The organism is Burkholderia dolosa, from assembly GCF_902499135.1.
Classification (GTDB): domain Bacteria; phylum Pseudomonadota; class Gammaproteobacteria; order Burkholderiales; family Burkholderiaceae; genus Burkholderia; species Burkholderia dolosa.
Genome location: NZ_CABVPR010000078.1, coordinates 1 through 26,458 on the forward strand (window position 1 = coordinate 1; position 26,458 = coordinate 26,458).

Genomic DNA, 26,458 nt, shown 5'->3' on the forward strand with positions numbered 1-26,458 from the left:
CGGCGCTCGCGCAGCCGGCATCGGCGCCGGTCGCCGTCCCGGGCGGCGCGTCGGGCGCGGCGGCCGCATCGCCGGCGCGCTCGGCCGATGCGGATCTGGTCAAGCGCGGCGAGTACCTCGCGCGCGCCGGCGACTGCGTCGCATGTCACACCGCGCTTGGCGGCAAGCCGTTCGCCGGCGGGCTGAAGTTCGACACGCCGATCGGCGCGATCTATTCGACGAACATCACGCCCGATTCGAAAACGGGCATCGGCGGCTGGAGCTACGACGATTTCACGCGCGCGGTGCGCGAGGGCGTGCGCAAGAACGGCGACACGATGTATCCGGCAATGCCGTTCCCGTCCTACGCGCGGCTGTCCGACGACGATATGAAGGCGCTATACGCGTACTTCATGCACGGCGTCGCGCCGGTCGAGCACGAGAACCGCGCGGTCGACATCGTGTGGCCGCTGTCGATGCGCTGGCCGCTCGCGATCTGGCGCAAGCTGTTCGCGCCGACGCCGAAGCCGTTCGACGCCGCGCCGTACGCGGACCCGGTGCTCGCGCGCGGCGCGTATCTCGTGCAGGGGCTCGGCCATTGCGGCGCGTGTCATACGCCGCGCGCGCCGACGATGCAGGAGCGTGCGCTGACCGACGCGGACGGCCCCGACTTCCTCGCGGGCGGCGCACCGATCGACGGCTGGGTGCCGACGAGCCTGCGCGGCGAGCCGCGTACCGGGCTCGGCACGTGGTCCGAAGCGGAGATCGCGCAGTTCCTGAAAACCGGCCGCACGCTGCGCACGGCCGCGTTCGGCGGAATGACGGACGTGGTCGGTCACAGCATGCAGCACCTGACCGACGCGGACCTGACCGCGATCGCGCGCTACCTGAAGACGTTGCCGCCGCGCGTGCCGGGCGAGCAGCCGCACGTGTACGACGCGGCTGCCGCGAAGGCGCTGCAGACCGGCGACGCGAGCAAGCCGGGCGCCGCCGTCTATCGCGACAACTGCATGGCATGTCACCGCAGCGACGGCCGCGGCTACACGCGCGTGTTCCCGGCGCTCGCCGGCAATCCGGTCGTGCAGGGCGACGATCCGACGTCGCTGATCCACGTCGTGCTGGAAGGCAGCGCGCTGGTCGGCACGCGCACCGCGCCGTCGACGTTCACGATGCCGCCGTTCGGCTGGCGGCTGTCCGATCAGGAAGTGGCGGACGTGTCGAACTTCGTGCGCACGAGCTGGGGCAACACAGGCACGCCGGTGACGGCCGCGCAGGTCGCGAAGCTGCGCAAGACCGTGCCGTCGACGCGGCCGGAGCCGCCGCCGGGCGCGCGGTTCCCGCACGCGTTGCGCTGAAGCGTACGACGGGGCCGCTGCGCGATGCCGCATCGGCTCCGTGCGCGGCTTCGGCGCGGCGCGTTTGATGTGCGGGAGCAGTGGAGCGGCCAGGGTTGCGCCCTGCAACGGCGCGCGCGTTCGCGAATTTTTCATGGCAGCCCGCCATTTGCCGGCCTCATCCCTTATCCTTTTGTACTTGAACCTTACTAAATAGTTACAAGTACTCGGGAGGGGGGATGCCTCATGACGTCAGCCTGATTGCGTTGCTCGCGGCCGGCTTCGGCCTCGCGATGATCTTCGGCTATCTCGCGTCGCTGCTGAAAATGCCGCCGCTCGTCGGCTATTTGCTGGCCGGGATCGTGATCGGTCCCGGCACGCCGGGTTTCGTCGGCGACCTGTCGCTCGCGCAGCAGCTCGCCGAGGTCGGCGTGATGCTGCTGATGTTCGGCGTCGGGCTGCATTTCTCGCTCGGCGATCTGCTCGCGGTGCGCAAGATCGCGCTGCCCGGCGCGATCGTGCAGATCGCGGTCGCGACGCTGCTCGGCGGCGGGCTCGCGCTCGCGTGGGACTGGAGCATCGGTGCGGCGCTCGTGTTCGGGCTCGCGCTGTCGGTCGCGAGCACGGTCGTGCTGCTGCGCGCGCTCGAAGGGCGCGGGCTCGTCGAAACGGTCAACGGCCGGATCGCGGTCGGCTGGCTCGTCGTCGAAGATCTCGTGATGGTGCTCGTGCTCGTGCTGCTGCCGCCGGTCGCGGGGCTGCTCGGCGGCACGCCGCCCGGCGACGCGCACGGTGCGGGCGGCACCGTATGGAGCACGCTCGGCATCACGATGCTGAAGGTCGCGGCGTTCATCGCGCTGATGCTCGTGGTCGGCAAGCGCGTGTTTCCGCGCATTCTGTGGCTCGTCGCGCGCACCGGCTCGCGCGAGCTGTTCACGCTGTGCATGATCGCGGCCGCGGTGGGCATCGCGTTCGGCGCGGCGAAGCTGTTCGACGTGTCGTTCGCGCTCGGCGCGTTCTTCGCCGGGATGATGATGCGCGAGTCGGAATTCAGCCGGCGTGCGGCCGACGAGACGCTGCCGCTGCGCGACGCGTTCTCGGTGCTGTTCTTCATCTCGGTCGGCATGCTGTTCGACCCGAAAGTGCTCGTCGACGAACCGCTGCACGTGATCGAGGTCGCCGCGATCGTGCTCGTCGGCAAGACGCTCGCGGCGGTCGCGCTCGTGATCGCGTTCCGCTATCCGCTCAATACCGCGCTCACGGTCGGCGCCGGGCTCGCGCAGATCGGCGAGTTCTCGTTCATTCTCGCCGGGCTCGGCCGCGCGCTCGGGCTGCTGTCCGCCGAAGGGCAGAGCCTGATTCTCGCGGTCGCGCTGATCTCGATCGCGATGAATACGCTGCTGTTCGCGACGATCGATCCGGCGCTCGCGTGGATCCGCAAGCGCTCGGCGTTCGCGCGCAAGCTCGAGGCGCGCGACGATCCGCTCGCCGCGCTGCCGATGTCGACACCGCAGACTCACCTGACCGGCCAGGTCGTGATCGTCGGCTACGGCAAGGTCGGCACGCGGATCGCGCATGCGCTCGACGAGCGCGGGATCGCGTACGTGGTGGTCGAGCAGAACCGCGAGCTGGTCGAGAAGCTGCGCGCGGACGGCATCGCGGCCGTGTCGGGCGATGCGATCGAACCGATCGTGCTCGTGCAGGCGCATATCGCGCGGGCCGGGATGCTGGTGGTCACGTTGCCGGACGTATTCGACGTGCGGCAGATCGTCGAGATTGCGCGCACGCTGAACCCGACGCTCGAAGTCGTGCTGTGCACGAACAGCGGCGACGAGGCGGCGCTGCTGGCGAGCGAAGGCGTCGGCACCGTGTTCATCAGCGAGTCGGAGCTCGCGCGCGGGATGACCGAGCACGTGCTCGGCAGGATGGCGAAGCCGGTCGCGGCTTCGCACTGATTGCGCGGCGGCGTCAGCCCGCCGCTTTGGCCGACGCGGTCGCAGCCGACCGTTCGGCCGATCGTTGCGCCGGCTGTTCGGCCAGGGTTGCGGCCGCGGCGGCTTTCGATGCCGCGGCCGTCTTCGTCGGTGCTGCGGCTTTCGGCGCGGCGACCGTCTTCTGCGGCGCCGCACCCTTCGCAGGCGCATTCGGCGCCGCTTCGTCGATCGGCGCATCGGGCGGCACGCCGAGCAATTGCAGCGCACCGCTCGTGACCGACGCGAACACCGGGCCGGCCACCGTGCCGCCGTAGTAGCCCTTGCCGCGCGGCTCGTCGATCATCACCGCGACGATCAGGCGCGGATGGCTCATCGGCGCCATGCCGGCGAACAGCGCGCGGTATTTTCCCTTCGCATACGACGCACCGACCTGCTTGCGCGCGGTGCCGGTCTTGCCGCCGATCCGGTAGCCGTCGACGCGCGCGCGCCGCCCGGTGCCGCCTTCGCCGACCGCCATCTCGAGCATCGAGCGGATCGCCGCGGCGGTCTGCGGCGACGTCACGCGATGGCCGCGATGCGCGTCGGCCGCTCGCTGATCACCGTTCTTCAGCAGCGACACCGGATGCAGCGTGCCGTCGCCCGCGTAAGCGGTGTACGTCTGCGCGATCTGCAGCAGCGACATCGACAGCCCGTAGCCGTATGCCATCGTCGCCTGCTCGATCGGACGCCAGCGCTTGTACGCGCGCAGCCGGCCCGACGCGACGCCGGGGAACGTCAGCTCCGGCGCGCGGCCGATTCCGTATTCCTGATACTTGTTCCAGATCGTTTCCGCGGGCAGGTTCAGTGCGAGCTTCGCGAGCGCGACGTTGCTCGACTTCTGCAGCGCCTGCGCGACCGTCAGCGAGCCGTGGTTCGACGTGTCGTGGATCACCGCCGGGCCGATCTTGTAGGTGCCCGGCGACGTGTTGATGATCGTGTTCGGCGTGACCTTGCGCTCGTCGATCGACAGCGCGACGACGAGCGGCTTGATCGTCGAGCCGGGCTCGAACGTGTCGATCACCGCGCGGTTGCGCAACTGCTGGCCGGTGAGGCGAGCGCGATCGTTCGGGTCGAACGACGGATAGTTCGCGAGCGCGAGAATCTCGCCGTTCTGCGCGTCGAGCACGACGACGCTGCCGGCGATCGCGTTGTTCTCGAGCACCGCGGCCTTCAGCTGGCTGAACGCGAGCTGCTGGATGCGCCGGTCGATCGTCAGCTCGATCGTCGCGCCGTGACGCGCCGGCACGAGCGGGCGCGTGTCCGACACGATGCGCCCGAGCCGGTCGCGAATCACTTCGCGCTGCCCGGACGTGCCCGACAGCAGCGCGTTCGCCGCGAGCTCGACGCCTTCCTGACCCTTGTCTTCGACGTTCGTGAAGCCGACCACGTGCGCGGCCGATTCGCCTTCCGGGTAGTAGCGCTTCGAGTCGGCGATCTGCGTGATGCCTTCGATCGCGAGCTTGTCGAGCCGGGCCGCGGTGTCGGCGTCGACCTGCCGCTTGAGCAGCACGAACGTCCGGTCGTTGCCGAGGCGGCGCTTGATCTCGGCGAGCGGCATGTCGAGCAGCTTCGCGAGTTGCGGATAGTCGGTGTCGGCGACCTGTTTCGGATTCGCCCAGATTTCGTAGGTCGACAGGCTGACCGCGAGCATCGCGCCGTTGCGGTCGACGATGCGCCCGCGCATCGCGTCGAGCTCGATCGTGCGCTGATAGCGCTTCTGGCCCTGTCCGACGTAGAAATCCTTGTTCGCGACCTGTACCCAGAACGCGCGGCCGATCAGCGCGGCGAACGCGATGAACACCAGCAGCACGACGAGCTTCGAGCGCCACATCGGCAGACGCGCCGCGAGCATCGGATGCTTGGTCGCCGTCGCGTACGGATCGGCGGGATGGGTCTTCTTTTTCAGGCTCATGCAGTGGCCGGGTCGGGCCGCGGTCGGCGGCGGGTCAGTCGGAACAATGCGATTGTAATAAATGAGTAAACATTATGTGAGGAAGTTGTGATGGGGGGCCGCAGCGGAACGTCGATTCGCGACGGGCGGCCGGCAAGGACGTGGAACGACGTCGGCGGTGCAGCGCCGGCCGATTTCGGCCGGCGCTGCGACCGCGTATCGCGCTAAACGCCGAACCCGATTCGGAGTGCGGACGTGGCGTCGTCGGCGTGCGTCGACATATCGCTTCAGCGGTGATCGCACCGATCAATTGCCCCGGTCGCGATCATTTTTAGAATCGGGAAAATAAAAAGCGCCTCGAATCGAGGCGCTGTTGTTGCTGAATATCGAAAATGAATTTCGGTGAAATGGTAATAACCCGAAAACCGCAGACGATTCGGAAAAAAATCCCTATCGGGCAACGGAAATAAATTCCTGATATTCGGGCCGTGTCGTGCAGCGATCGACCGCCTGCAGTCGCCATGCGCCGGCCGGATGCGCGCCGGCGAGCACCGCGGGGCCCTGTTCGCGCTGTGTCGCACCGAACGTCAAGCCCTTCAGCTGGCACACGGCGCTGCCGCTGTCGCCCGCGCAGAGCGCCATCTCGCCCTCGACGTCCCGGACCTTGCCCCAGCTCGGGAGGTCGATGCCTTGATGTGCCTCGCGCGACCACAGCCCTTCGTCGGTATCGACCCACAATACGGCGTACGATTGCCGGGTTTCCGATTCGCTGCCATTAATTCGGATGGTGAGGCGCATTGGATCGTCTCCTGAAAATGACATGTTCGACCGTTTTGACTTGAATAGTCTAGATAGACTGTCGTGAAACGCAAGCGTTAATCTGTAATGAGCGGCAATTGATTTCTGTTTGCCGTCGCGTATGAAACGACGTCTGACGATCGGTGTCGCTGCCACGTGACGCGACACGCGGTCGGCTCGGGAAGCGGCGTCGTGGAATCCGGGCCGGCCGCGTCGCAGAGATGCGATGACATGCGGACCGCGCGTCGATGTGTCGCGCCCGGTTTCGCTGCCGAATCCGCACCGCCGGCCGGGCCGGGCGCGCGCCGGGTGCCGCTCGACCGGTCGTTTCACCGATTGACGACGCGTCCCGGAGCCGAACGACACACCCGGACAATCGCGCACAAATCCTCACACTTTCACGAAACTTTCGGGACAGACTTGCGCGCGATCGCGCCCCACACTGGCGCTTTCCCGATCCTGCTGCGCGAACGCCCGTTCGCGACGGCGGCCTGCGCACCATGCCGCAGACGCGATCGATGCGATCGCGGACCGCCCGATCGGGACCGCCGGCTCGTACCGGCCTGGCCACAGCCGGACATTGCCCGTCGCGCGTGACGCCGCGCGGTCCGGCCGGCCGTTTCTCAAAGGAGACTATCGTGCTGATCTGGAAAACCGCGCTGACGCTCAACTGGCGAACGAGCCTGGTGTCGCCGGCCAGCGCGCCGGTTGCCGCCGCGAACGTCGAACGTCTGGTGCTGACCGGTGCGACCGGTTTCATCGGCAGTACCGTGCTGACCGCGCTCGTCAACGCGGGGCTGCTCGAACGCGTCGTCTGTCTCGTGCGCGCGCACGATCGCGGCCACGCGGTCGCGCGGCTGCGCGAAGCGGCGCTGCGCGCGGGACTCGCACCGTACTGGGCGTCGCGTCTGACCGATGCGAACGTGATCGTCGGCGCACTGGGCGACGTCTGGCACGGCGCCGACGCGCGCCGTCTCGCCGGCGCGACGCACGTGATCCATTGCGCGGGCCGCGCATCGCCGGCCGACGGCGCGCACTTGCAGGCCGACATCGCCGATTCGCTCGAATTTGCCGCGCGATTCGCCGCGCAGGCATCGCGCCTGCAGCGCTTCGTGTACGTCGGCACCGCGTATGCGCATGCCGGCCGCGCCGGGATCGTGTACGAGGAGCCGGCGGCCGCCGCGGCGAACGACGGCGCGCGCGACGGCAAAGGCCTGCCGGGCGCGGTGCTCGCGGCCGGCTACCTGCATGCGAAGGCGGAAACCGAGCAGCGCCTGCGCGCGCTCGGGCTGCCGCTCGTCGTCGTGCGGCCGTCGCACGTGGTCGGCCATACGGTGCTCGGCACGCGGCCCGCGCCGAATTCGTTCTGGACGTTCCGCGTCGCGCATGCCGCGCGCCGTTTCACCGCGCGGCCGATGACGCGCATCGACATCGTGTCGGTCGACGACGTGGCCCGCGCGACGATGCTGCTGGCCGTGAAGCCGACGCTCGCGCACGACGTGTATCACGTGTCGGCCGGCGAAGCCGCGCCGCAGGTCGCGCAGATCGTGCGTGCGATGGACGAGGCGGCGGGCATGACCGGCGCGCCGCGCTACGCGGCGTGCGCGCCGGCCGACTTGCCGCTGGTGGTGCGCGACGTGCTCGGGCGGCGCGATCCGGCGCTCGAACGCGTGATCGGCCGGGCGCTGCAGCGCTGCGCGGAATTCACGACGGTCGACCGCGTGTTCGACAACCGCCGCGTGCGCGACGAGATCGACTTCGAGCCGCTGCCGTTCATCGACTACGTCGAGGAATGCATGCGGACGTCGCGCGGCGTCGCGGTAACCGAACTGATGCGCGGCGCGACGCACTGACGTGACGGCCGCGCAGCTTCCGCGGCCGCCGAAGCGACGCCTACGATTCGCTGTTGCCGAGTTCGATCAGCCGGTCGAGCGCGCGGTAGATGTCTTCGAGGCCGTCCGGCCCGAAGCGTGCCTCGAGCTGCCGGTACTGCTCGTCGATGCGCGGACCGATTTCCGCGACGAGCTTCCTGCTTTGCGGCGTCAGGCTCACCAGCAGCCGGCGCTGATCTTCCTGCGCGCGCGTGCGCGTAATCAGTCCGTCTCGCTCCATCCGCTCCAGCACGCCCGTGAGGCTCGGGCTCAGGATGCAGCAACGCCGCGCGATCTGTCCCGCTTCCAGCGCCTGCGCGGGCTCGCCGTCGAGCACGCGGATGATCCGCCATTGCTGTTCGGTCAGCGCGAACTCCTTGAGAATCGGGCGGAACAGGCCCATCAGCGTTTCACGGGCTTCGAGCAGCAGCATGGCCAGGTTGCGATGGTCGAGCGTACGGTTCATCAGGATCGGCAGGGGACGGGGACGCATCAATCTTAACAGCCGTCGGTGACGAATTTCGCGTGTCAGGGTAATCGCGGTTGTCAGCGTCGAATTGCGTACTTAAGATATTAAGTATTGACGATGCGCCGCGAAGCGCGGCAGGGGAACCTCGCATGGAGCTGTGTTGCACGACCGCCGGCACGCCGCCTCTGCCGGTCGCGATCGGCACCGTCTACGGTGCGCTGCTCAACGAGCGGGCTGCACTCGACGCGCTCGGCGATGCGGTGCACGCGCCGCCTTACGGCCGGCCGCCGCAGGCGCCGATTCTCTATATCAAGCCGGCCAATACGCACGTGCCCGACGGCGCGGCCGTCGTCGTGCCGGCCGGCGTGAGCGAGCTGGAGATCGGCGCGACGCTCGCCGTCGTGTTCTCGCGGCGCGCGACGCGCGTGCCGGCCGCGCACGCGCTCGACTACGTGCACGGCTTCACGCTCGCGAGCGACGTGTCGGTGCCGCATCCCGACTATTACCGCCCGGCAGTGCGCTTCAAGTGCCGCGACGGCTTCTGTCCGCTCGGGCCGGCGATCGTGCCGGCCGCGGCGCTGGCCGACGTCGACGCGATCGGCGTGACCGTGCGCATCGACGGCGACATTGCGGCGCGCGCGTCGACCGCGACGCTGATTCGCCCGGTGCGCGAACTGATCGCCGACGTGACGGCGTTCATGTCGTTCGACGCAGGCGACGTGCTGCTGCTCGGCGTCGCGGGCGGTGCGCCGCGCGCGCGTGCGGGCAGCTCGATCGAGATCGCCGCTGCCGGGATCGGCACGTTGCGGCACACGTTGATTGCGAAGGACGCACGATGAAGACGGCGCGCGTGATCTACAACGGCGCACCGCATGCGGCCGAACCGGTCGGCGACGGTGCGATCCGGCTCGACACCGGGCGCGTCGTCGCCGACGAAGCCGTCGCGTGGCTGCCGCCCGTCGCGCCGCGCACGACGTTCGCGCTCGGCCTGAACTACGCGGACCACGCGAAGGAGCTCGCGTTCAATGCGCCGAGCGAGCCGCTGATCTTCCTGAAGGGGCCGAATACGTTCATCGGCCATCGGTCGCTCACCGTGCGTCCGGCGGATGCGACGCACATGCACTACGAGTGCGAGCTGGCCGTCGTGATCGGCCGCCCTGCGCGCAACGTGCGCCGCGCGCAGGCGATCGACTATGTGGCCGGCTATACGGTCGCGAACGACTACGCGATTCGCGACTATCTCGAGAACTACTACCGGCCGAACCTGCGCGTGAAGAACCGCGACACCTGCACGCCGCTCGGGCCGTGGCTCGTCAGCCGCGACGAAGTGGCCGACGCGGGCGACCTGACGCTGCGCACGACGGTGAACGGCCGCGAGACGCAGCGCGGCAGCACGCGCGACATGATCTTCGACGTGCCGGCGCTGATCGAGTACATCAGCGGCTTCATGACGCTGTCGCCGGGCGACCTGATCCTCACCGGCACGCCGGAAGGGCTCGCCGACACGAAGCCGGGCGACGAGGTCGTCACCGAGATCGAAGGAATCGGCCGGCTCGTGAACACGATCGTCGGCGAAGCGGACTACTATCGCGCCGGCTGAGCCGTCGCACAGGAGAGCACATGACCATCAAGCACTGGATCGACGGCCGCGAGGTCGACAGCCGCGAGACCTTCACGACGCTGAATCCGGCGACGGGCGACGCGATCGCCGACGTCGCGTCCGGCGGCGAAGCCGAAGTCGACGCGGCCGTGCGCGCGGCGAAGGAAGCATTCCCGAAGTGGGCGAACACGCCCGCGAAGGAGCGCGCGAAGCTGATGCGCAAGCTCGGCGAGCTGATCGAGAAGAACGTGCCGATGCTCGCCGCGCTCGAGACGCAGGACACCGGGCTGCCGATCGCGCAGACGAGCAAGCAGCTGATTCCGCGCGCGTCCGAGAACTTCAACTTCTTCGCCGAAGTGTGCGTGCAGATGAACGGCCGCACGTATCCGGTCGACGATCAGATGCTGAACTACACGCTGTATCAGCCGGTCGGCGTGTGCGCGCTGGTATCGCCGTGGAACGTGCCGTTCATGACCGCGACGTGGAAGACGGCGCCGTGCGTCGCGCTCGGCAACACGGCGGTGCTGAAGATGTCGGAGCTGTCGCCGCTGACGGCCGACCAGCTCGGCCGGCTCGCGCTCGAAGCCGGCATTCCGCCGGGCGTGCTGAACGTCGTGCACGGCTACGGCGCGACGGCCGGCGACGCGCTGGTCCGGCATCCCGACGTGCGCGCGGTGTCGTTCACCGGCGGCACCGTGACCGGCAAGCAAATCATCGAGCGTGCGGGGCTGAAGAAGTATTCGATGGAGCTCGGCGGCAAGTCGCCGGTGCTGATTTTCGACGACGCCGATTTCGACCGCGCGCTCGACGCGTCGCTGTTCACGATCTTCTCGATCAACGGCGAGCGCTGCACCGCGGGCTCGCGGATCTTCGTGCAGCGCACGATCTACGACCGCTTCGTGCAGGAATTCGCGCGGCGCGCGAACAACCTGGTGGTCGGCGATCCGGCCGATCCGGCCACGCAGCTCGGCGCGATGATCACGCGTCAGCACTGGGAGAAGGTGACCGGCTACATCCGGATCGGCGAACAGGAGGGCGCGCGGCTCGTCGCGGGCGGCGCGGACAAGCCGGCAGGCCTCGCCGGCCATCTGCGCAACGGCAACTTCGTGCGCCCGACCGTGTTCGCGGACGTCGACAACCGGATGCGCATCGCGCAGGAGGAGATTTTCGGGCCGGTCGCGTGTCTGATCCCGTTCGACGACGAGGACGACGGACTGCGACTCGCGAACGACACGTCCTACGGACTCGCGTCGTACGTATGGACGCAGGACGTCGGCAAGGTGCACCGGCTCGCGCGCGGCATCGAGGCCGGGATGGTGTTCGTGAACAGCCAGAACGTGCGCGATCTGCGCCAGCCGTTCGGCGGCGTGAAGGAGTCGGGCACCGGGCGCGAGGGCGGCGAGTACAGCTTCGAGGTGTTCGCGGAGATCAAGAACGTGTGCATCTCGATGGGCTCGCACCACATTCCGCGCTGGGGCGTGTAGCGGCGCGGCGCAGCCGGCACCACGAAAAACCATACGGAGACTGAACGATGGGCAAACTGTCCCTCGCCGCGAAGATCACGCACGTGCCGTCGATGTACCTGTCGGAGCTGCCCGGCCGGCATCACGGCTGCCGTGAAGCGGCGATCCGCGGGCATCGCGAGATCGGCGAGCGCTGCCGCGCGCTCGGCGTCGACACGATCGTCGTGTCGGACGTGCACTGGCTCGTCAACGCCGGCTACCACGTGAACTGCAACGCGCGTTTTTCCGGCACGTATACGAGCAACGAGCTGCCGCACTTCATCCGCGACATGACGTACGCGTATCCCGGCAATCCGGCGCTTGGCCGGCTGATCGCGCAGACGGCCACCGCGCGCGGGATCGCGACGCGCGCGCACGAGATCGACAGCCTCGAACTCGAATACGGGACGCTCGTGCCGATGCGCTACATGAACGGCGATCAGCATTTCAGCGTCGTGTCGATCGCCGGCTGGTGCATGTGGCATACGCTCGACGAAAGCCGGCGCTTCGGCGAAGCGCTGCGCGAAGCGATCGAGCAGAGCGATTCGAACGTCGCGTTCCTCGCGAGCGGTTCGCTGTCGCATCGCTTCAACGACAACGGCAGCCCCGAGGAAGCGATTCACGAAATCAGCCGCGAATTCTTCCGGCAGGTCGACCTGCGCGTGGTCGAGCTGTGGAAGCGCGGCGATTTCAGCACGTTCTGCGCGATGCTGCCCGAATACAACGCGCTTTGCCATGGCGAAGGCGGGATGCACGACACGGCGATGCTGCTCGGCCTGCTCGGCTGGGATCGCTACGACCGGCCCGTCGAGATCGTCACCGACTATTTCGCGAGCTCGGGCACCGGACAGATCAACGCGATCTTTCCGCTGAACTGAGCCGCATCACGCAACCGAGGAGATCAGCGATGCCACACATCGTCGTCGAATACACCGCGAACATCCGCGACGACGCGCGCATTCCCGCGCTGCTGCGCACGATCAACACGACGCTGATCGCGCAGGGCGGCGTGTTTCCGACCGGCGGCATCCGCTCGCGCGCGATCGAGCTGCACGACTATTGCATCGCCGACGGCACGGAGGACGACGCATTCGTCCACGTGACGCTGAAGATCGGCGCGGGCCGCAGCGAAGCGACGAAGCGCGCCGCGTGCGACGCGCTGTTCGATGCGATCGACACGCATTTCGCGCCGCTGTATGCGAAACGCTATCTCGCGCTGTCGATGGAGCTGACCGAGTTCAGCGAAACCGGCTCGTACAAGCGCAACAACATCCACGCCCGCTATCAGCGGGCCGGCTGAACCCGATTCCGGACCGACCATGCTCGAACCCGCCCTGATCGACCACCTCGCCGCGCGCCTGCACGGCGCCGAACGCGACCGCAAGCAGATCCGCCAGATTTCGCTCGACCATCCGGACATCACGATCGACGACGCGTATGCGATCCAGCGCGCGTGGGTCGCCATGAAGCTTGCCGAGGGACGCACGCTGAAAGGGCACAAGATCGGCCTGACGTCGAAGGCGATGCAGAACACGTCGCAGATCGACGAGCCCGACTATGGCGCGCTGCTCGACGACATGTTCTTCGACGACGGCAGCACGATCCCGATCGGCCGCTTCATCGTGCCGCGCGTCGAGGTCGAACTCGCGTTCGTGCTCGGCAGGCGGCTCGCGGGGCCGAACTGCACGATCTTCGACGTGTACGACGCGGTCGACTACGTGGTGCCCGCGCTCGAGATCATCGATGCGCGCAGCCAGTCGATCGACCCGGACACGCAGCGGCCGCGCAAGGTGTTCGACACGATCGCCGACAACGCGGCGAACGCGGGCGTCGTGATCGGCGGGCGGCCGGTGAAGCCGCACGACGTCGACCTGCGCTGGGTCGCGGCGATCATGTCGCGCAACGGCGTGGTCGAGGAAACCGGCGTCGCGGCCGGCGTGCTGAACCATCCGGCCAACGGCGTCGCATGGCTCGCGAACCGGCTCGCGCGTTTCGACGTCGCGCTCGAGCGCGGGCAGATCGTGCTCGGCGGATCGTTCACGCGGCCGTGCGCGGCGCGGCCGGGCGACACGTTCAGCGTCGACTACGGTCCGCTCGGCACCATCCAGTGCCATTTCGCGTGACGGGAGGCGAGCGACCGATGCAGATGCGTTCCAATCCGTTCAAGGCCGCGCTCGCGCGCGGCGACGCGCAGATCGGGCTGTGGCTCGGCCTCGCGAATCCGTACAGCGCCGAACTCGTCGCGGGCGCCGGTTTCGACTGGCTGCTGATCGACGGCGAACATGCGCCGAACACGGTGCCGTCGATCCTCGCGCAGCTGCAGGCGATCGCGCCGTATCCGGCGCACGCGGTCGTGCGCGTGCCGTGGAACGACCCGGTGATGATCAAGCAGGTGCTCGATCTCGGCGCGCAGACGCTGCTCGTGCCGATGGTGCAGAGCGCGGACGAAGCGCGCGCGGCGGTCGCGGCGACGCGTTATCCGCCGCACGGCATACGCGGCGTCGGCAGTGCGCTCGCGCGCGCGTCGCGATGGAACCGCGTCGGCGACTATCTGCATCGCGCGAACGGCGAGATGGCGGTGCTCGTCCAGGTGGAGACGCGCGCGGGGCTCGACGCGATCGATGCGATCGCGCGCGTGGACGGCGTCGACGGCGTGTTCATCGGCCCGGCCGATCTCGCCGCCGATCTCGGGCACCTCGGCAATCCCGCGCATCCGGACGTGCAGCGCGCGATCGACGGCGCGATCCGCGCAATCGGCGCGGCCGGCAAGGCGCCCGGCATCCTCAGCGCGGACGAAGCGGCCGCGCGGCGCTATCTGGACGCGGGCGCGGTATTCATCGCGGTCGGCGTCGACACGACGTTGCTCGCGAGAAGCGCGGAACAGCTGGCCGCGCGGTTCAAGGACGGCAGCGGCGATCGCTTGCAGCGCGGCGACGGCACCTATTGAACCCGCGGCCGTGCGACCGGCGCCGCGCTACGCGTCGCCGGACGGCGCGGCATCGCGATATCGCCCCGGCGTCGTGCCGAGCACGCGCCGGAACATGTCGATGAACGCGCTGACGTTGTCGTAGCCGAGATCGAGCGCGATCGTCGTCACCGGCACGCCATCCGCGATCCGTTCGAGCGCGCGCATCAGCCGCGCCTGCTGACGCCACTGCGCGAACGTCAGCCCGGTCTCGGCGACGAACCGCCGGCTCAGCGTGCGTGCGCCGAGCCCGGCCCATTCGGCCCATTCGTCCAGCCGCCGGTCGTTCGCGAGATCGGCCGCGAGCGCGTCGGTGATCCGGACGAGCCGCGCGTCGCGCGGCCGCACGAGCCCCAGCGACTGCGCGTCGGACGCGGCGATTTCGTCGAGGATCACGTCGGCGATCCGCGTCTGCGCGGGATCGAGCGCCGAACCGCTCCAGCTCGCCGCGCGCCGCACGGCTTCGCGCAGCAGCGGCGATGCGCGGATTGCACGCGGCTGCGCCGGCAGCGCCGCACAGCGCGACTCGGCGACGAACACCGCCCATCCGGAAAACGGCCCGAACGACTGCAGCGCATGCCGGCAGTGCGGCGGAATCCAGATCGCATGGACGGCCGGCACGACCCAGTCCTGATCGTCGAGGCCGATCGACAGCAGCCCGCTCAGCGCGCCGACGAGCTGGCCGCGCGCATGCGAATGCGGCGCGGTCACGCGCGCGTCGCGCTGCGTGAGCACGGCAGCGGCGACGAACGGACCGTCGTCGGACAACACGAGATGAGCGGGCAGCAGCGGTTCGGACATGGCCGGATTTCCGTATCGAATGGCTGTTATACCGGAGATCGGCACGCCGCGCATCCGTAGACTGCGCGCATCGATGACCGACCCGGAGTGCCGCCGATGCGAGCCGACCAACTTCTTCCCGACGATGCCGACCGGATCGACGCCGGCGGAACGACGATCCGCAAGGGCACCGTCGGCGCGTTCCTCGTCAATGCGCGCGTGCTGACCGATCCCGGCGCGACGCCGGCCGAGCGCGCCCGCGCGGAGGCCGACGTGATCGACGCGCTGCCCGCGCTGCGCGCGATCGGATTGTTCGACGTGCTCGAAGTGCGCGACGCGGCGCTGCGCGCGTGGCTCGATGCGCAATGAATGCGGTTCGGCTACCGCGAAACGGGATTCTCGACATCGAGGAGCGAGCATGAAAGCCGCAGTCGTGACGGGCGCCGGCGAGCGCCCGATCTATCTGGATTTCGACGCGCCGCGCGCGATGCCGGGACACCGGCTGATCGACGTGACGGCGTCCGCGTTGAGCCGGCTCGCGCAGGGCCGGGCCGCGGGCACGCACTATTCGTCCGGCGCGCGCTATCCGTTCGTCGTCGGAGTCGACGGCGTCGGCCGCGCGGACGACGGACAGCGCGTGTATTTCTTCGGCGCGCCGGCGCCGTTCGGCGCGATGGCGGAGCGGACGATCGCGCCGCAGGCATGCTGCGTGCCGCTGCCGGATGGGCTCGACGACGTCGTCGCGGCAGCGATCGCGATTCCGGGGATGTCGTCGTGGGCGGCGCTGACCGAGCGCGCGCGATTCACTGCCGGCGGCACGGTGCTCGTCAACGGCGCGACCGGCACGTCCGGGCGGCTCGCGGTGCGCATCGCGAAGCATCTCGGCGCGGCGAAGGTGATCGCGACGGGCCGCAATCCGGCCGCGCTGCACGCGTTGCTGAGCGCCGGCGCGGATGCCGCCGTGTCGCTTCTGCAGGACGACGAGCAACTCGCGCGTTCGCTGGAGCCGCATCTGCGCGCCGGCGTGGACGTCGTGCTCGACTATCTGTGGGGCACGAGCGCACGCACGCTGCTGACCACCGCGGCGAAGACCGCGCCCGACGGGCGACCGCTGCGCTTCGTGCAGATCGGCTCGCTCGGCGGCGCGGACCTGCAGCTGCCGGGTGCGGTGCTGCGCGCGAGCGCGATCGAACTGATGGGCAGCGGCCTCGGCAGCGTGCCGCTGCCGCGTCTGCTGGCCGCCGTGCGCAGCGTGTTCGACGCGGTCGGACTGGCCGGTTTGTCGATCGATACGCGCGTCGTGCCGCTGTCGGCGGTCGGCGAACACTGGGGCGATGCGAGCAGCGCCGTTCGCCCGGTGTTCACGATGCGCGGCGACGGGTGAGCCGCGGTTGAACCGCGACGTCGGCCGCACTGAGCGGCGCGACGTGGCAGGCGACCGGCACGCGACGAGCGGGCATGCACGCCGCGCGGCTGACGGCCGACGAGTGCGAACCGAGCGGCGAGCGCGATGCGTGGCCGCGCGTGTATTCGACGTCGCGGCGCCGCCTATCCGGTCGTCGGAACGTCAGAACCGCTGCTGAATCCCCGCGGTCACGCCGACCTGCGTGGTGCCGTACGCTTCGAAGTCGCGCGACACGCCGACCGCGCGCCCGTGCTGCGCGATCGCGAAACCGCCGGCCGCGTACAGCACCGTGCGCTTCGACAGCGCGTATTGCGCGCGCATCGACAGCAGCGTCGGATCGGCGTCGGTGCCGCCCTTGATGTTCTGGTGATAGACGGCCGCGATCAGCGAGAACGTCGGCGTGAACTGGTACGACCCGCCGACCCACATCATGTCGCTCAGCTGGTTCGCGGCGCTCGTGTGATACGTGCGGCGATAGTTGCGGTAGCCGGCCATCGTCTTCAGGTTGCCGAAGTCGTAGCTGACGCCCGCGTGAATCCCCTGGATAGAGTTCACCGGGTCGGCCGGCGTCACGCTGTCGGCCGCGCCGTTCTGCCGGTCGAACGTGACGACGGCCGCGAACGGGCCGGCTTCGTAGCCGAGCGCGAAGTCGTACTTCGAGCTGGTCTTCACGCTGCCCGGCACGTTGCCGAAGCCGTACATCGCGCCGAATTTGAAGCCGCCGAATTCGCCGTCGTAGCGCACCGCGTTCGACGAACGCGTGAACAGGCCGTCCTTGCGGCCGCCGGTCGCGGTCGACGACGTCGCCCACGAATAGTTCTGCGCGTAGCCCATCGGATCGAACGGCAGCATGTAGTCGTACGTGACGGTGAAGTTGCGGCCCAGCGACAGCTCGCCCCATTTGCCTTTCAGGCCGACCGTCGCGCGGCGCGCGAAGATCGAGTCGGGGCCGTCGTCGAACGCGCCGTTGGCCAGATCGATCCCGCTTTCGAGGCGGAAGATCGCCTTCAGTCCGCCGCCGAGATCCTCGACTCCGCGCAGCCCCCAGCGCGACGTGTTCTTGTTGCCGGACTTCAGCTTGAACGCATTGCCGCCTTGCGGCCCCGCGTGGTTCGTGTATTCGATGCCGGCATCCATGATGCCGTACATCGTGACGGTCGACTGCGCGTGCGCGCCGGCGGCCGCGAGGCCGGCGACGGCGGCCGATCCGGTCAGCACGGCGGCGCGAAGCGAACGTTCTGCGCGTGATTTCATTGACGGTGTCTCCTGGGTTGTTGTGGGTGGTACGAAACGGATGCGCGCAGCACGCCGCGACGGACGCCCGAAGGCATCCGTCGTGGCATGACGGGACGCAGCAGGAATGCGCGGCGGCAGGCCGCCGCCGCGGTCGGGTCAGCCCGCTTTCGCGAACGCCCAGCAGTCGTTGGTCGGGAATTCGATCCAGTGCCTGCCGGCCGCGCGCGGCACGTGGCCGAACGCGCGCAGGCGCATGTCGCCGCAGTGGAACAGGTATTCCCAGCGATCGCCGAGATACATCGACGTGACGAGGTCGGCCTGCAGCCGGTTCGCGCCCGGGCCGTCGGCAACCTGCACGCGTTCGAGGCGGATCACCGCCTGCGCGGGCTGGCCCGGCGCGAGCGTGTCGCGCGCGAGCGCGCGCAGCTCCCAGCCGTCGCCGGCGAGCGTCACGCATTCGCCGTCGATTGCCGCGACGCGCGCGTCGATCCGGTTGTTGCTGCCCATGAATTCGGCCGTATACAGCGAGCGCGGCGCACCGTACAGCTCGGCCGGCGTGCCTTCCTGCTCGATGCGGCCGTTGCGCAGCAGCAGGATGCGGTCGGACATCGCCATCGCCTCGGTCTGGTCGTGCGTCACGCACAGCGCGGACAGCCCGAGCGACACGATCAGCTCGCGCAGCCACGCGCGCGCCTCCTCGCGCAGCTTCGCGTCGAGGTTCGACAGCGGCTCGTCGAGCAGGATCACCGGCGGGTTGTAGACGAGCGCGCGCGCGATCGCGACGCGCTGCTGCTGGCCGCCCGACAGCTGATGCGGAAAGCGTTCGGCGAGGTGGCCGAGGCCGAGCTGGTCGAGCGCGCTCTGCACGCGGCGCTTCTGCTCGGCAGGCGCGACGCGGCGCAGCTTCAGCCCGTAGCCGACGTTGTCGGCGACCGTGCGGTGCGGCCACAGCGCGTACGACTGGAACACGAGGCCGAGCGAGCGCTGCTCGACCGGCAGGTCGATGCGCTTCGCGCCGTCGAAGAACACGCGCTCGTCGAGCTGGATGCGGCCGTCGGACGGCTGCTCGAGGCCGGCCACCGCGCGCAGCAGCGTCGTCTTGCCGCTGCCCGACGCGCCGAGCAGGCACACGACTTCGCCGGCCTTCAGTTCGAACGACACGCCTTTCAGGATCGGATTGGCGCCGTAGCTGAGATGCAGATCGTCGACGATGAGCTTATCCATGAAGTTTCACTCCGAAACGCAGGGCCACGCCGAGACCGACGCCGACCATCGCGATGTTGATGACAGACAGCGCGGCGACCTGATCGACGGCGCCGGTCGCCCACAGCGACACGAGCAGCGCGCCGATCACTTCGGTGCCGGGCGACAGCAGATAGACGGCCGTCGAGTATTCGCGCTCGAAGATCATGAAGATCAGCAGCCACGCGGCGAGCAGCCCGAAGCGCACGAGCGGCAGCGTCACGTCGAGCGACACGCGGCTGCGCGTCGCGCCGACGCTGCGGCCCGCTTCCTCGAGCTCGGGGCCGACCTGCAGCAGCGCGCTCTGGATCAGCCGCATCCCGTACGCGAGCCACACGACCGTGTACGCGATCCAGATGCTCCACATCGAATTCTTCAGCTCGCGCAGCCCCGGCACGAACAGGAAGATCCACAGGAACGCGAGACCGGCCAGCAGTCCCGGCACCGCGCGCGGCAGCAGCACCAGATAGTCGAGCAGCTTCGTCGCCCAGTCGTGGCGGCGGTGGCCGGCGAACGCGACGAGCGAGTAGAAGCCGATCGCGAGCCCGCCGCCGATCACGCCGATGCCGAGCGTGTTGACGATCGCGCGCACGAGGTTGTCCTGTTCGAACAGCTCGGTGAAGTTCGCGAGCGTCAGCACTTCGGCGAGCGGCACGCCTTCGCCCCAGTTGGTCACGAACGCGCGCAGCACGATGCCGGAGATCGGCACGATCACGGTCAGCACGAGCCACAGCGCGACGATCGCGAGCGCGACCCAGCGCCACACGCCGAGCGGCAGCACCGTCGAGCGGTTGGCCTTGCCCTTCACGGTGACGAAGCGGTTCGCCGTCTTCAGCAGCCGGCGCTGCAGCAGCACGAGCGGGAACGTGATCGCGACGATGCACACGGCGACGGCCGCCATCAGGTGATAGGACGGCACGCCGAGCTTGTTGGTCAGCTTGTACAGATAGGTCGCGAGCACGAGGTGGCCTTCCGGATCGCCGAGCACGAGCGGCAGCCCGAACACTTCGAAGCCGAGGAAGAACACGAGCACGCCGGCGAACAGCAGCGCGGGCATCGTCATCGGCAGGCTCACGTCGAGCGCGACGCGAAACGGCCGCGCGCCGGCGACGCGCGCCGCTTCCTCGACGTCGGAGCCGAGGTTGCGCAGTGCGGCCGACGAGTACAGGTACACGTGCGGCACGTGCGTGAGGCCGACGATCACCGTGATCGCGAAGATCGAATAGACGTTCCACGGCACGCTCTGCGTGCCGAACAGTGCCTTGAACCACACCGAGTAGAAGCCGACCGGGCCGGCCGCGACCACGTAGCCGAACGCGAGCACCATCGGCGACACGAACACCGGCGTGAGCAGCAGCGGCTCGAGCCAGCGGCGGCCGGGCAGGTCGGTGCGCACCATCAGGAACGCGAGGATGCCGCCGAGCGGGATCGAGATGAACAGCATCCCGCCGGCGATGATGAACGAGTTCTTCACGGCCGACCAGAAGTCGGGATCGCTGAAGATGAAGCGGAAGCCTTCGATGCCGAGCGTCTTGTTCGCATCGAAGAACGGCGCGGACAGCAGGCTCTGGAACAGGATGAAGCCGAGCGGCAGCGCGACCGCGACGGTGAGCACCGCGACGACGATCCAGCGCAGCATGCCGGCGAGCGGCTGCACGCGGTTGACCGGCAGCGCGGGAACCGCGTCGTCGCGGCCGGAGTGGGGCGGAACGGCCGTGGCCGCTCCGCGTGTGCTGGTTGAAAGCATGAGTTCGCCCCTGCGGCCGTCTGCATGGCCGCCGCTAGGAAATAGGAAAGGGGAAGGGCGCGGCCCGCGCTCGCGCGCGGGCCGCCGGTCAGCGCTTGATCGCCTGCTGCCACTGTTTGAGGAATGCGAGCCGCTTCGACTGGTCGAGATAGACGAGCAGGCCGGTGCCAATCGGGATCGGCTTCAGCGAATCGCCGAGTTCCTTCGTGAGCGTCGCGGCCGACGTTTCGCCGGTCACGTCTTCGCGGATTGAGTACAGGTTCGCCTGGTTCGCGATCAGCGTCTGGCCGCGCCTGGACAGCAGATAGTCGACCCACAGCTTCGCGGCGTTCGGATTCTTCGCCTTCTTCGAGATCGTCGCGAGGCGGCTCACGACCTGCGTGTAGTCCTTCGGGAAGACGTAGCCGATCGACTTGTCCTTCTTCGCCTTCGCGTACGCATACGAACCGATGATGTTGTAGCCGATCAGGTTCTCGCCCGACGAGATGCGCTCCATCATCGCACCGGTGCTCGACTGCAGCTTCGGGCCGGTCGCGCCGATCGCCTTCACGAGTTCCCACGTGACCTTCTCGTTTACGTGCGCGTCCTGCGTCAGATAGTTGAAGCCGACGCCCGATTTCTCGATGTCGTACGTCGTGACCTTGCCCTTGAACTTGTCAGGCTGCGACGCGAGCAGCTTGATCAGGTCGGCGCGCGTCTTCGGTACCTCGTTCTCCGGAATCAGCCGCTTGTTGTAGACGATCGCGAGCGGCTCGAACGTCGTGCCATATGCCTGTTTCTGGTATTGCGCCCACGGCGGCAGGTGCGCGCTTTCCGGCGAGTCGTACGATGCCATCAGTCCGTCGTTGACCAGCTTCACCTGCAGGTCGATCGCGGCGCTCCACAGCACGTCGGCGCTCGTGCTGTTCGCCGCGTTCTCGCTGATGTAGCGGTTGTACAGCTCGGTGCTGTTCATGTCGTTGTACTCGACCTTCACGCCATACAGACTTTCGAAGTCCTTGATCAGCGGCCGCACGAGCCCGGTGTCGGTCGTCGAGTAGACGATCAGCTTGCCTTCCTGCTTCGCGGCGTCGATCACGCCTTGGTAGTTACCCGGATACCCGGCCGGAATCTGTGCGGCGGCCGCGCCGGCGGCGGTGCCCAGGACGATTGCCAACGTGGCGGCGAGGTGCTTCGGTACAAACGACATTGTTCCTCCTATTGCGCAGCGGGGTTGCTCGGGTGACACGGATGGTAATTGCGACGCACTTTCAGCCTGCTTTCATTTCGGTTCACAATGGTGCCCTTTGCGTCATGGATTTCCCGAGGTTCCGATGCGTGTGCTGCTCGTCGAAGACAATCCCCTGCTCGCGCAGTCGCTGACCGACGCGCTGAGCGCCGCGCGCTTCGCGGTCGATCACATGGCGGACGGCGAGGCGGCGGACCACGTGCTGCGCACGCAGGACTACGCGCTGGTGATCCTCGATCTCGGGCTGCCGAAGCTCGACGGCCTCGAGGTGCTGCGGCGGCTGCGCGCGCGCCGCAATCCGGTGCCGGTGCTGATCCTCACCGCGCACGGGTCGGTCGAAGATCGCGTGAAGGGCCTCGATCTCGGCGCCGACGACTATCTGGCGAAACCGTTCGAGCTGACCGAGCTCGAGGCGCGCGCCCGCGCGCTGATCCGGCGCAGCCTCGGCCACGAGCACTCGCGCGTCGAGTGCGGACCGCTCGCGTACGACAGCGTCGACCGCAGCTTTCGCCTCGCCGGCGAACCGCTGCCGCTCACGCCGCGCGAGCGCTCGGTGCTCGAGGTGCTGATCCTGCGCAACGGCCGCGCGATCAACAAGGAAACGCTGTCGGAGAAGATCTTCGGGCTCGACGAGTCGGTGAACGCCGATGCGATCGAAATCTACGTGTACCGGCTGCGCAGGAAGCTCGAGAACACCGGCGTGTCGATCGTCACGCTGCGCGGGCTCGGCTATCTGCTCGAAGCGAAGGCCGACGCGTGAAGAAGCCGAACCTGCGGACCCAGGTCGCACTGTGGCTGCTGATGCCGCTGCTCGGCCTGCTCGCGCTCGATTCGTGGCTCACGTACCAGCGCGCGATGAACGCCGCGCACGTCGCGTTCGACCGCACGCTGTCGTCGTCGCTGAAGTCGATCCGCGAAGGCGTGCGGCTCAACGACGGCGAGCTCGAGGTCGATCTGCCGTATCTCGCGCTCGAGATGTTCGAGTCCGGCGACGGCGGCAAGATCTACTATCTGATCCGCGACGACGACGGCCGCACGATCACCGGCTATCCGGACCTGCCGCTGCCGCCGGGCGAGCGCGCGGGCAACGCCGACGACGGCGCGCTATTCGTCACGCGCTACTACGACGTCGTCTATCGCGGCGAGCAGCTGCGCATGGCCGCGCTGCGCGTGCCGGTGCACGACGTGCCCACCGCGCAGACGCGCATCGTGTGGGTAATGGTCGGCGAGACGATCGAGGCGCGCCAGGCGCTCGCGCGCCAGATCCTGATGGGCTCGTTGCTGCAGGAGGGGCTGCTCGTCGTGCTCGCGCTCGGCATCGTGTGGCTCGGCGTCGGGCGCGGGCTGCGGCCGCTGAACCGGCTGTCCGCGACGGTCGCCGCGCGCAGCGAGGACGATCCGACGCCGCTCGACACCGGCGGCATGCCGAGCGAACTCGCGCCGCTCGTCGAATCGATCAACCAGTACATCGGCCGCACGCAGCGGATGCAGGTTGCGCGGCGGCGCTTCTTCGCCGACGCCGCGCATCAGCTGAAGACGCCGCTCGCGGCCGTGCAGGCCGGCGTCGAGCTTGCGCTGCGTCCCGACGAGCAGCCGCGCGTGAACGTGCACCTGCGGCGCGTGAACGGCGCGGTGCGGCAGGCCGCGAAGATCGTCCAGCAGCTGCTGTCGCTGTCGCGGCTCGATTCGGACAGCGGCCATGCGATCGCGCACAAGCCGGTCGCGCTGCATCGGCTCGCGCGCAGCGTGACGCTCGACTGGTCGCCGGTAGCGCGTGCGCGCGGCATCGATCTCGGCTTCGAGCACGAGGCCGACGTCGACGTGCTCGGGCAGCCCGATCTGCTCGGCGAGATGATCGGCAACCTGATCGACAACGCGATCCGCTACGCGGGCGACCGCGCGGTGATCACGGTGCGCGTGTCGCGCGACGGCGACTTCGCGCGGCTCGACGTGATCGACAACGGGCCCGGCATTCCCGAGAACGAACGCGATGCGGTGTTCGAGCGCTTTCACCGCGGCAGCCGCACGCAGACGGTCGAAGGCACCGGGCTCGGACTGTCGATCGTGCGGGAGATCGCGCGCGTGCATCGCGGCAGCGTGATGTTGTCCGATGCGGCGGGCGGCGGATTGATCGTGACGGTGACGCTGCCGATCTTGCGCGCGACGACGGCGGAGTAGGGGCGCCGTACGCCGGCGACGATGCGGCGTTACCGGCGCAAGCTACGTAACGGACACCGCAGTGCAGCGCGCGCGGCTGTGCGGCGCGATCCGCGCAGCTTTCGCACCGCCCTGGGTTCAATCGCCGAATCCGATTTCCGCTTCGACGGGCTGGCCCACTTCGAGCCAGCCACCCGCGCCTTCGACGACGATCGCATTGATGCCGAACGTCAGCGCGCCGTCGTAGTTCGGATTCGCGCGGTACGTCTGCATCGTGTCGGTCGGCTCGTGCGGCCAGTCGGGATTCGGCGCGCCGCTCGCCTGATCGATCGTCGGCACCGGGCAGCGCGTGCACAGCTTCACGAGGCGCAGCCGCACGGGCGTCGCACCGCCCGTGTCGAGGTGTTCGACGAAATCCTCTTCGTACGCGTCGAGCGCCGACACGACGACGTTCGGCCGGAAGCGGTTCATCGGGATCGCGGGCGTGCCTTTCGCGGCGAGCCGCGCGTTCAGGTCGTCGAGCGACGCCTGGCCGATCACGAGCAGCGGATAGCCGTCCGCGAACTGCGTCGACGCATCGATGTCGCCGGTCCATTTGCGGTTGCACGCGCGGCGCGCGTCCGGCGCGAAGCGCACGAGCTTCGTCGGCGTGCCGACGAACGCGGTGAACCACGCGGCCGTGTCCGCGCCGGTGTCGATCGCGTCGACGGTATCGCGCCACACGGTGGCCGACGTTTTCGGCGTCGCGGGCGACACGTCGCCGTCGAGCGGCGTACGGATCTCGGGCATTCCCGGCGCGTTCAGCACGAGCGCGTCGCCGTCGAATGCCGGGCGGATCAGCGCGAGCCGCGGATGCGTGCGCTGCGTGAGCATCATCCCGTTCGCGTCGATCAGCATCCAGTGACGGTCGTACGCGAGGCCCGTGTCGAGCAGTTGCGCGCGCGACAGCGCGATGCCGGCGCAGGATTTGATCGGATAGACGAAGAGTTCGGAGATGGCTGGCATGACGCTGGCTGACGAAGGCGGGATGATCGAACCGCGATTGTGCCAGATCGTGCGGACCGCGTTCGCGCGGCTGCATGCGGCCGCGCGGCACCGTCACGCGAGCGGAAATCCCGTGTCGAACGTCGTGCGCACGTCGAGCGGCTGACGCAGCAGCCCGGCCTTCAGATAGAAATCGGCGGTGCGCTGCTGTTCGGCGATCACGGCCGCGTCGATCGGCTGCCAGCGCGTGTGCCGGCGCTCGAACTGCAGCTTCGCTGCGGCGGGCGGAATGCCGACGATGCGCGCGAGTGTCGCCGAATACGCGTCGACATGCCGGTACGACCACGCCTGCGCGCGCACGACGCGTTGCACGAAGTCGCGCAGCACGTCGCGCTTCGACGCGATCGCGGCGTCGGTCGCCGCGATATAGCTGAGGCCCGACCACAGTCCGCGGCCGCTGACCAGCACGCGTGCGCGGCCGCTCGTTTCCGCGAGTGCGGTGTACGGCTCCCACGTCGCCCACGCGTCGATCGACCCGCTCGCGAGCGCGAGCATCGTGTCGGCCGGCGGCAGGAAACGGAACGACACGGCGTCGGGCGGCAGGCCGGCCGCGTCGAGCGCCTTCAGCGTGACGAAATGGCCGATCGAGCCGCGCGTGGTGCCGATGCGCTTGCCTTTCAGGCTCGCCGCGCCGTCGAGCGCCGCGTCGGGCCGTACGAGCACCGCGGTGCCGTACGGATCGGAGCGGTTCGCGCCGATCACCTTGATGCGCGCGCCCGATGCGAGCGCGAAGATCACCGGCGCGTCGCCGATCGGCCCGCAGTCGACGGCCGCCGCGTTCAGCGCTTCGGCCAGCGGGGCGGCGGCCGGGAACTCGGTCCACGCGATGTCGTACGCGATGCCGTTCAGTTCGCCGGCCGCTTCGAGCAGCGCGCGCAGCCCGCCTTTCTGATCGCCGGCACGCAGCAGCGGACGGGCGGACGACTGCGCGCGCAGCGCGCTCGGCGCAGCGGCGACGGTGGCGAGCGCGCTGGCTTGCGCGAGGAAGTGGCGTCGGGTCGGATTCATCGTCAGGTTCGGTCGAGCGGGAAAAGGGGGCGGCGATTCAGTGCGCGAGCCCGGCTGGCACGTCGCGCACCGGTTCGGCATCGATGCGCAGCAGCAGCGCGGTCAGCGCGTCGGCGCTCGCGTGTTGCGCGAGTGGGCGGGCGACCGGCGCCGAACGGCACAGCAGGTCGGCGTCCGACCAGCCGGCGCTGCCCGGCAGCGCGCGTGCGCGCAGCCAGCCGCGCCGGTC

Annotated in this window: 24 protein-coding genes and 1 pseudogene; 14 read left to right on the forward strand and 11 right to left on the reverse strand. The window is 68.9% G+C overall.

Going from position 1 to position 26,458, the window contains the following annotated elements:
• A partial coding sequence (locus BUB20358_RS24820; RefSeq protein WP_174905133.1) for a cytochrome c occupies positions 1–1,334 on the forward strand: 1,334 nt, incomplete at its 5' end.
• A 218-nt stretch (positions 1,335–1,552) separates the two neighbouring features.
• Complete coding sequence (locus tag BUB20358_RS24825) at positions 1,553–3,268, forward strand: cation:proton antiporter domain-containing protein (RefSeq protein ID WP_006765807.1); 1,716 nt, start codon at positions 1,553–1,555, stop codon at positions 3,266–3,268.
• A 13-nt stretch (positions 3,269–3,281) separates the two neighbouring features.
• Here the strand turns inward: BUB20358_RS24825 and BUB20358_RS24830 are convergent, their stop codons facing one another.
• A complete protein-coding gene (locus BUB20358_RS24830) occupies positions 3,282–5,198 on the reverse strand; it encodes a peptidoglycan D,D-transpeptidase FtsI family protein (RefSeq protein WP_006765808.1) in 1,917 nt (638 codons plus the stop codon).
• A gap of 429 nt (positions 5,199–5,627) precedes the next feature.
• On the reverse strand, positions 5,628–5,975 hold the full coding sequence (locus tag BUB20358_RS24835; RefSeq protein ID WP_035974015.1) for a DUF3564 family protein: 348 nt from the start codon (positions 5,973–5,975) through the stop codon (positions 5,628–5,630).
• Positions 5,976–6,613: 638 nt separating this feature from the next.
• Between BUB20358_RS24835 and BUB20358_RS24840 the strand changes: the two genes are divergently transcribed.
• Entirely contained in the window at positions 6,614–7,828 is a 1,215-nt protein-coding gene (locus BUB20358_RS24840; protein WP_035974017.1) for an SDR family oxidoreductase, read from the forward strand.
• 40 nt (positions 7,829–7,868) lie between these two features.
• On the opposite strand, the gene hpaR is transcribed toward BUB20358_RS24840, so the two are convergent.
• Positions 7,869–8,312, reverse strand: a complete 444-nt coding sequence (hpaR, locus tag BUB20358_RS24845; RefSeq protein ID WP_035975243.1) for a homoprotocatechuate degradation operon regulator HpaR — start codon at positions 8,310–8,312, stop codon at positions 7,869–7,871.
• Between the two features lie 152 nt (positions 8,313–8,464).
• Between hpaR and BUB20358_RS24850 the strand changes: the two genes are divergently transcribed.
• Genes BUB20358_RS24850 through hpaI form a run of 7 tightly spaced genes read left to right on the forward strand, consistent with a single transcriptional unit; the run spans position 8,465 to position 14,364 of the window.
• Positions 8,465–9,154 carry a fumarylacetoacetate hydrolase family protein gene (locus tag BUB20358_RS24850; RefSeq protein WP_035974018.1) on the forward strand — a complete coding sequence of 230 codons (690 nt, stop codon included), beginning with the start codon at positions 8,465–8,467 and terminating at the stop codon, positions 9,152–9,154.
• Positions 9,151–9,915, forward strand: coding sequence for a fumarylacetoacetate hydrolase family protein (locus BUB20358_RS24855; protein WP_006765813.1), 765 nt, complete (start codon positions 9,151–9,153; stop codon positions 9,913–9,915). Before BUB20358_RS24850 ends, BUB20358_RS24855 begins: the two co-directional genes overlap by 4 nt.
• Before the next feature lie 20 nt (positions 9,916–9,935).
• Positions 9,936–11,399 (forward strand): 5-carboxymethyl-2-hydroxymuconate semialdehyde dehydrogenase, encoded by a 1,464-nt coding sequence (hpaE, locus tag BUB20358_RS24860; RefSeq protein ID WP_006765814.1) that lies wholly within the window; start codon positions 9,936–9,938, stop codon positions 11,397–11,399.
• A 47-nt stretch (positions 11,400–11,446) separates the two neighbouring features.
• Entirely contained in the window at positions 11,447–12,295 is an 849-nt protein-coding gene (hpaD, locus tag BUB20358_RS24865) for a 3,4-dihydroxyphenylacetate 2,3-dioxygenase (protein ID WP_035974019.1), read from the forward strand.
• Positions 12,296–12,324: 29 nt separating this feature from the next.
• Positions 12,325–12,717, forward strand: a complete 393-nt coding sequence (locus tag BUB20358_RS24870) for a 5-carboxymethyl-2-hydroxymuconate Delta-isomerase (protein ID WP_035974021.1) — start codon at positions 12,325–12,327, stop codon at positions 12,715–12,717.
• Positions 12,718–12,736: 19 nt separating this feature from the next.
• Positions 12,737–13,540 carry a 2-oxo-hept-4-ene-1,7-dioate hydratase gene (gene hpaH / locus BUB20358_RS24875; protein ID WP_006765816.1) on the forward strand — a complete coding sequence of 268 codons (804 nt, stop codon included), beginning with the start codon at positions 12,737–12,739 and terminating at the stop codon, positions 13,538–13,540.
• Positions 13,541–13,557: 17 nt separating this feature from the next.
• Positions 13,558–14,364 carry a 4-hydroxy-2-oxoheptanedioate aldolase gene (gene hpaI, locus BUB20358_RS24880; RefSeq protein WP_006765817.1) on the forward strand — a complete coding sequence of 269 codons (807 nt, stop codon included), beginning with the start codon at positions 13,558–13,560 and terminating at the stop codon, positions 14,362–14,364.
• A 27-nt stretch (positions 14,365–14,391) separates the two neighbouring features.
• Here the strand turns inward: hpaI and BUB20358_RS24885 are convergent, their stop codons facing one another.
• Positions 14,392–15,183: an AraC family transcriptional regulator gene (locus BUB20358_RS24885; protein WP_035974023.1), complete on the reverse strand. Its 792-nt coding sequence runs from the start codon at positions 15,181–15,183 to the stop codon at positions 14,392–14,394.
• Between the two features lie 96 nt (positions 15,184–15,279).
• Here BUB20358_RS24885 and BUB20358_RS24890 point away from each other — a divergent pair, with 96 nt between their 5' ends.
• Together BUB20358_RS24890 and BUB20358_RS24895 are read left to right on the forward strand one after the other, a co-directional pair.
• Positions 15,280–15,531 (forward strand): hypothetical protein, encoded by a 252-nt coding sequence (locus BUB20358_RS24890; RefSeq protein ID WP_035974024.1) that lies wholly within the window; start codon positions 15,280–15,282, stop codon positions 15,529–15,531.
• Positions 15,532–15,580: 49 nt separating this feature from the next.
• Positions 15,581–16,546 (forward strand): quinone oxidoreductase family protein, encoded by a 966-nt coding sequence (locus BUB20358_RS24895; RefSeq protein ID WP_035974025.1) that lies wholly within the window; start codon positions 15,581–15,583, stop codon positions 16,544–16,546.
• A 183-nt stretch (positions 16,547–16,729) separates the two neighbouring features.
• Here the strand turns inward: BUB20358_RS24895 and BUB20358_RS24900 are convergent, their stop codons facing one another.
• The 4 genes from BUB20358_RS24900 to BUB20358_RS24915 form a co-directional block, all read right to left on the reverse strand.
• Positions 16,730–17,821, reverse strand: a complete 1,092-nt coding sequence (locus tag BUB20358_RS24900) for a porin (protein ID WP_006765821.1) — start codon at positions 17,819–17,821, stop codon at positions 16,730–16,732.
• 138 nt (positions 17,822–17,959) lie between these two features.
• Positions 17,960–19,027 (reverse strand): ABC transporter ATP-binding protein, encoded by a 1,068-nt coding sequence (locus tag BUB20358_RS24905; protein ID WP_006765822.1) that lies wholly within the window; start codon positions 19,025–19,027, stop codon positions 17,960–17,962.
• Positions 19,020–20,792 (reverse strand): ABC transporter permease, encoded by a 1,773-nt coding sequence (locus tag BUB20358_RS24910; RefSeq protein ID WP_006765823.1) that lies wholly within the window; start codon positions 20,790–20,792, stop codon positions 19,020–19,022. The genes BUB20358_RS24905 and BUB20358_RS24910 overlap by 8 nt, the downstream gene beginning before the upstream one ends.
• Before the next feature lie 88 nt (positions 20,793–20,880).
• Positions 20,881–21,981, reverse strand: a complete 1,101-nt coding sequence (locus BUB20358_RS24915; RefSeq protein ID WP_006765824.1) for an ABC transporter substrate-binding protein — start codon at positions 21,979–21,981, stop codon at positions 20,881–20,883.
• Positions 21,982–22,105: 124 nt separating this feature from the next.
• Here BUB20358_RS24915 and BUB20358_RS24920 point away from each other — a divergent pair, with 124 nt between their 5' ends.
• Together BUB20358_RS24920 and BUB20358_RS24925 are read left to right on the forward strand one after the other, a co-directional pair.
• Positions 22,106–22,780, forward strand: a complete 675-nt coding sequence (locus tag BUB20358_RS24920) for a response regulator (RefSeq protein WP_006765825.1) — start codon at positions 22,106–22,108, stop codon at positions 22,778–22,780.
• Complete coding sequence (locus tag BUB20358_RS24925) at positions 22,777–24,198, forward strand: sensor histidine kinase (protein WP_035974030.1); 1,422 nt, start codon at positions 22,777–22,779, stop codon at positions 24,196–24,198. Before BUB20358_RS24920 ends, BUB20358_RS24925 begins: the two co-directional genes overlap by 4 nt.
• Before the next feature lie 117 nt (positions 24,199–24,315).
• Here the strand turns inward: BUB20358_RS24925 and BUB20358_RS24930 are convergent, their stop codons facing one another.
• The 3 genes and pseudogenes from BUB20358_RS24930 to BUB20358_RS24940 form a co-directional block, all read right to left on the reverse strand.
• Complete coding sequence (locus tag BUB20358_RS24930) at positions 24,316–25,182, reverse strand: MOSC domain-containing protein (RefSeq protein ID WP_006765826.1); 867 nt, start codon at positions 25,180–25,182, stop codon at positions 24,316–24,318.
• Positions 25,183–25,275: 93 nt separating this feature from the next.
• Entirely contained in the window at positions 25,276–26,229 is a 954-nt protein-coding gene (locus BUB20358_RS24935; protein ID WP_006765827.1) for an ABC transporter substrate-binding protein, read from the reverse strand.
• 37 nt (positions 26,230–26,266) lie between these two features.
• Positions 26,267–26,458 (reverse strand): annotated as a pseudogene (locus tag BUB20358_RS24940) (cytochrome C); the annotation flags it as partial.

Excerpts from the sequence above, each read along its gene's own strand:
- hpaR (WP_035975243.1), bottom strand. The coding sequence starts at position 8,312 with ATGAACCGTACGCTCGACCATCGCAACCTGGCCATGCTGCTGCTCGAA.
- BUB20358_RS24905 (WP_006765822.1), bottom strand. The coding sequence starts at position 19,027 with ATGGATAAGCTCATCGTCGACGATCTGCATCTCAGCTACGGCGCCAAT.
- BUB20358_RS24935 (WP_006765827.1), bottom strand. The coding sequence starts at position 26,229 with ATGAATCCGACCCGACGCCACTTCCTCGCGCAAGCCAGCGCGCTCGCC.
- BUB20358_RS24855 (WP_006765813.1), top strand. The coding sequence starts at position 9,151 with ATGAAGACGGCGCGCGTGATCTACAACGGCGCACCGCATGCGGCCGAA.
- BUB20358_RS24890 (WP_035974024.1), top strand. The coding sequence starts at position 15,280 with ATGCGAGCCGACCAACTTCTTCCCGACGATGCCGACCGGATCGACGCC.
- hpaE (WP_006765814.1), top strand. The coding sequence starts at position 9,936 with ATGACCATCAAGCACTGGATCGACGGCCGCGAGGTCGACAGCCGCGAG.
- BUB20358_RS24900 (WP_006765821.1), bottom strand. The coding sequence starts at position 17,821 with ATGAAATCACGCGCAGAACGTTCGCTTCGCGCCGCCGTGCTGACCGGA.
- hpaI (WP_006765817.1), top strand. The coding sequence starts at position 13,558 with ATGCAGATGCGTTCCAATCCGTTCAAGGCCGCGCTCGCGCGCGGCGAC.
- hpaD (WP_035974019.1), top strand. The coding sequence starts at position 11,447 with ATGGGCAAACTGTCCCTCGCCGCGAAGATCACGCACGTGCCGTCGATG.
- BUB20358_RS24850 (WP_035974018.1), top strand. The coding sequence starts at position 8,465 with ATGGAGCTGTGTTGCACGACCGCCGGCACGCCGCCTCTGCCGGTCGCG.
- BUB20358_RS24885 (WP_035974023.1), bottom strand. The coding sequence starts at position 15,183 with ATGTCCGAACCGCTGCTGCCCGCTCATCTCGTGTTGTCCGACGACGGT.
- BUB20358_RS24895 (WP_035974025.1), top strand. The coding sequence starts at position 15,581 with ATGAAAGCCGCAGTCGTGACGGGCGCCGGCGAGCGCCCGATCTATCTG.
- BUB20358_RS24910 (WP_006765823.1), bottom strand. The coding sequence starts at position 20,792 with ATGCTTTCAACCAGCACACGCGGAGCGGCCACGGCCGTTCCGCCCCAC.
- BUB20358_RS24870 (WP_035974021.1), top strand. The coding sequence starts at position 12,325 with ATGCCACACATCGTCGTCGAATACACCGCGAACATCCGCGACGACGCG.
- BUB20358_RS24915 (WP_006765824.1), bottom strand. The coding sequence starts at position 21,981 with ATGTCGTTTGTACCGAAGCACCTCGCCGCCACGTTGGCAATCGTCCTG.
- BUB20358_RS24920 (WP_006765825.1), top strand. The coding sequence starts at position 22,106 with ATGCGTGTGCTGCTCGTCGAAGACAATCCCCTGCTCGCGCAGTCGCTG.
- hpaH (WP_006765816.1), top strand. The coding sequence starts at position 12,737 with ATGCTCGAACCCGCCCTGATCGACCACCTCGCCGCGCGCCTGCACGGC.
- BUB20358_RS24825 (WP_006765807.1), top strand. The coding sequence starts at position 1,553 with ATGCCTCATGACGTCAGCCTGATTGCGTTGCTCGCGGCCGGCTTCGGC.
- BUB20358_RS24930 (WP_006765826.1), bottom strand. The coding sequence starts at position 25,182 with ATGCCAGCCATCTCCGAACTCTTCGTCTATCCGATCAAATCCTGCGCC.
- BUB20358_RS24830 (WP_006765808.1), bottom strand. The coding sequence starts at position 5,198 with ATGAGCCTGAAAAAGAAGACCCATCCCGCCGATCCGTACGCGACGGCG.
- BUB20358_RS24835 (WP_035974015.1), bottom strand. The coding sequence starts at position 5,975 with ATGCGCCTCACCATCCGAATTAATGGCAGCGAATCGGAAACCCGGCAA.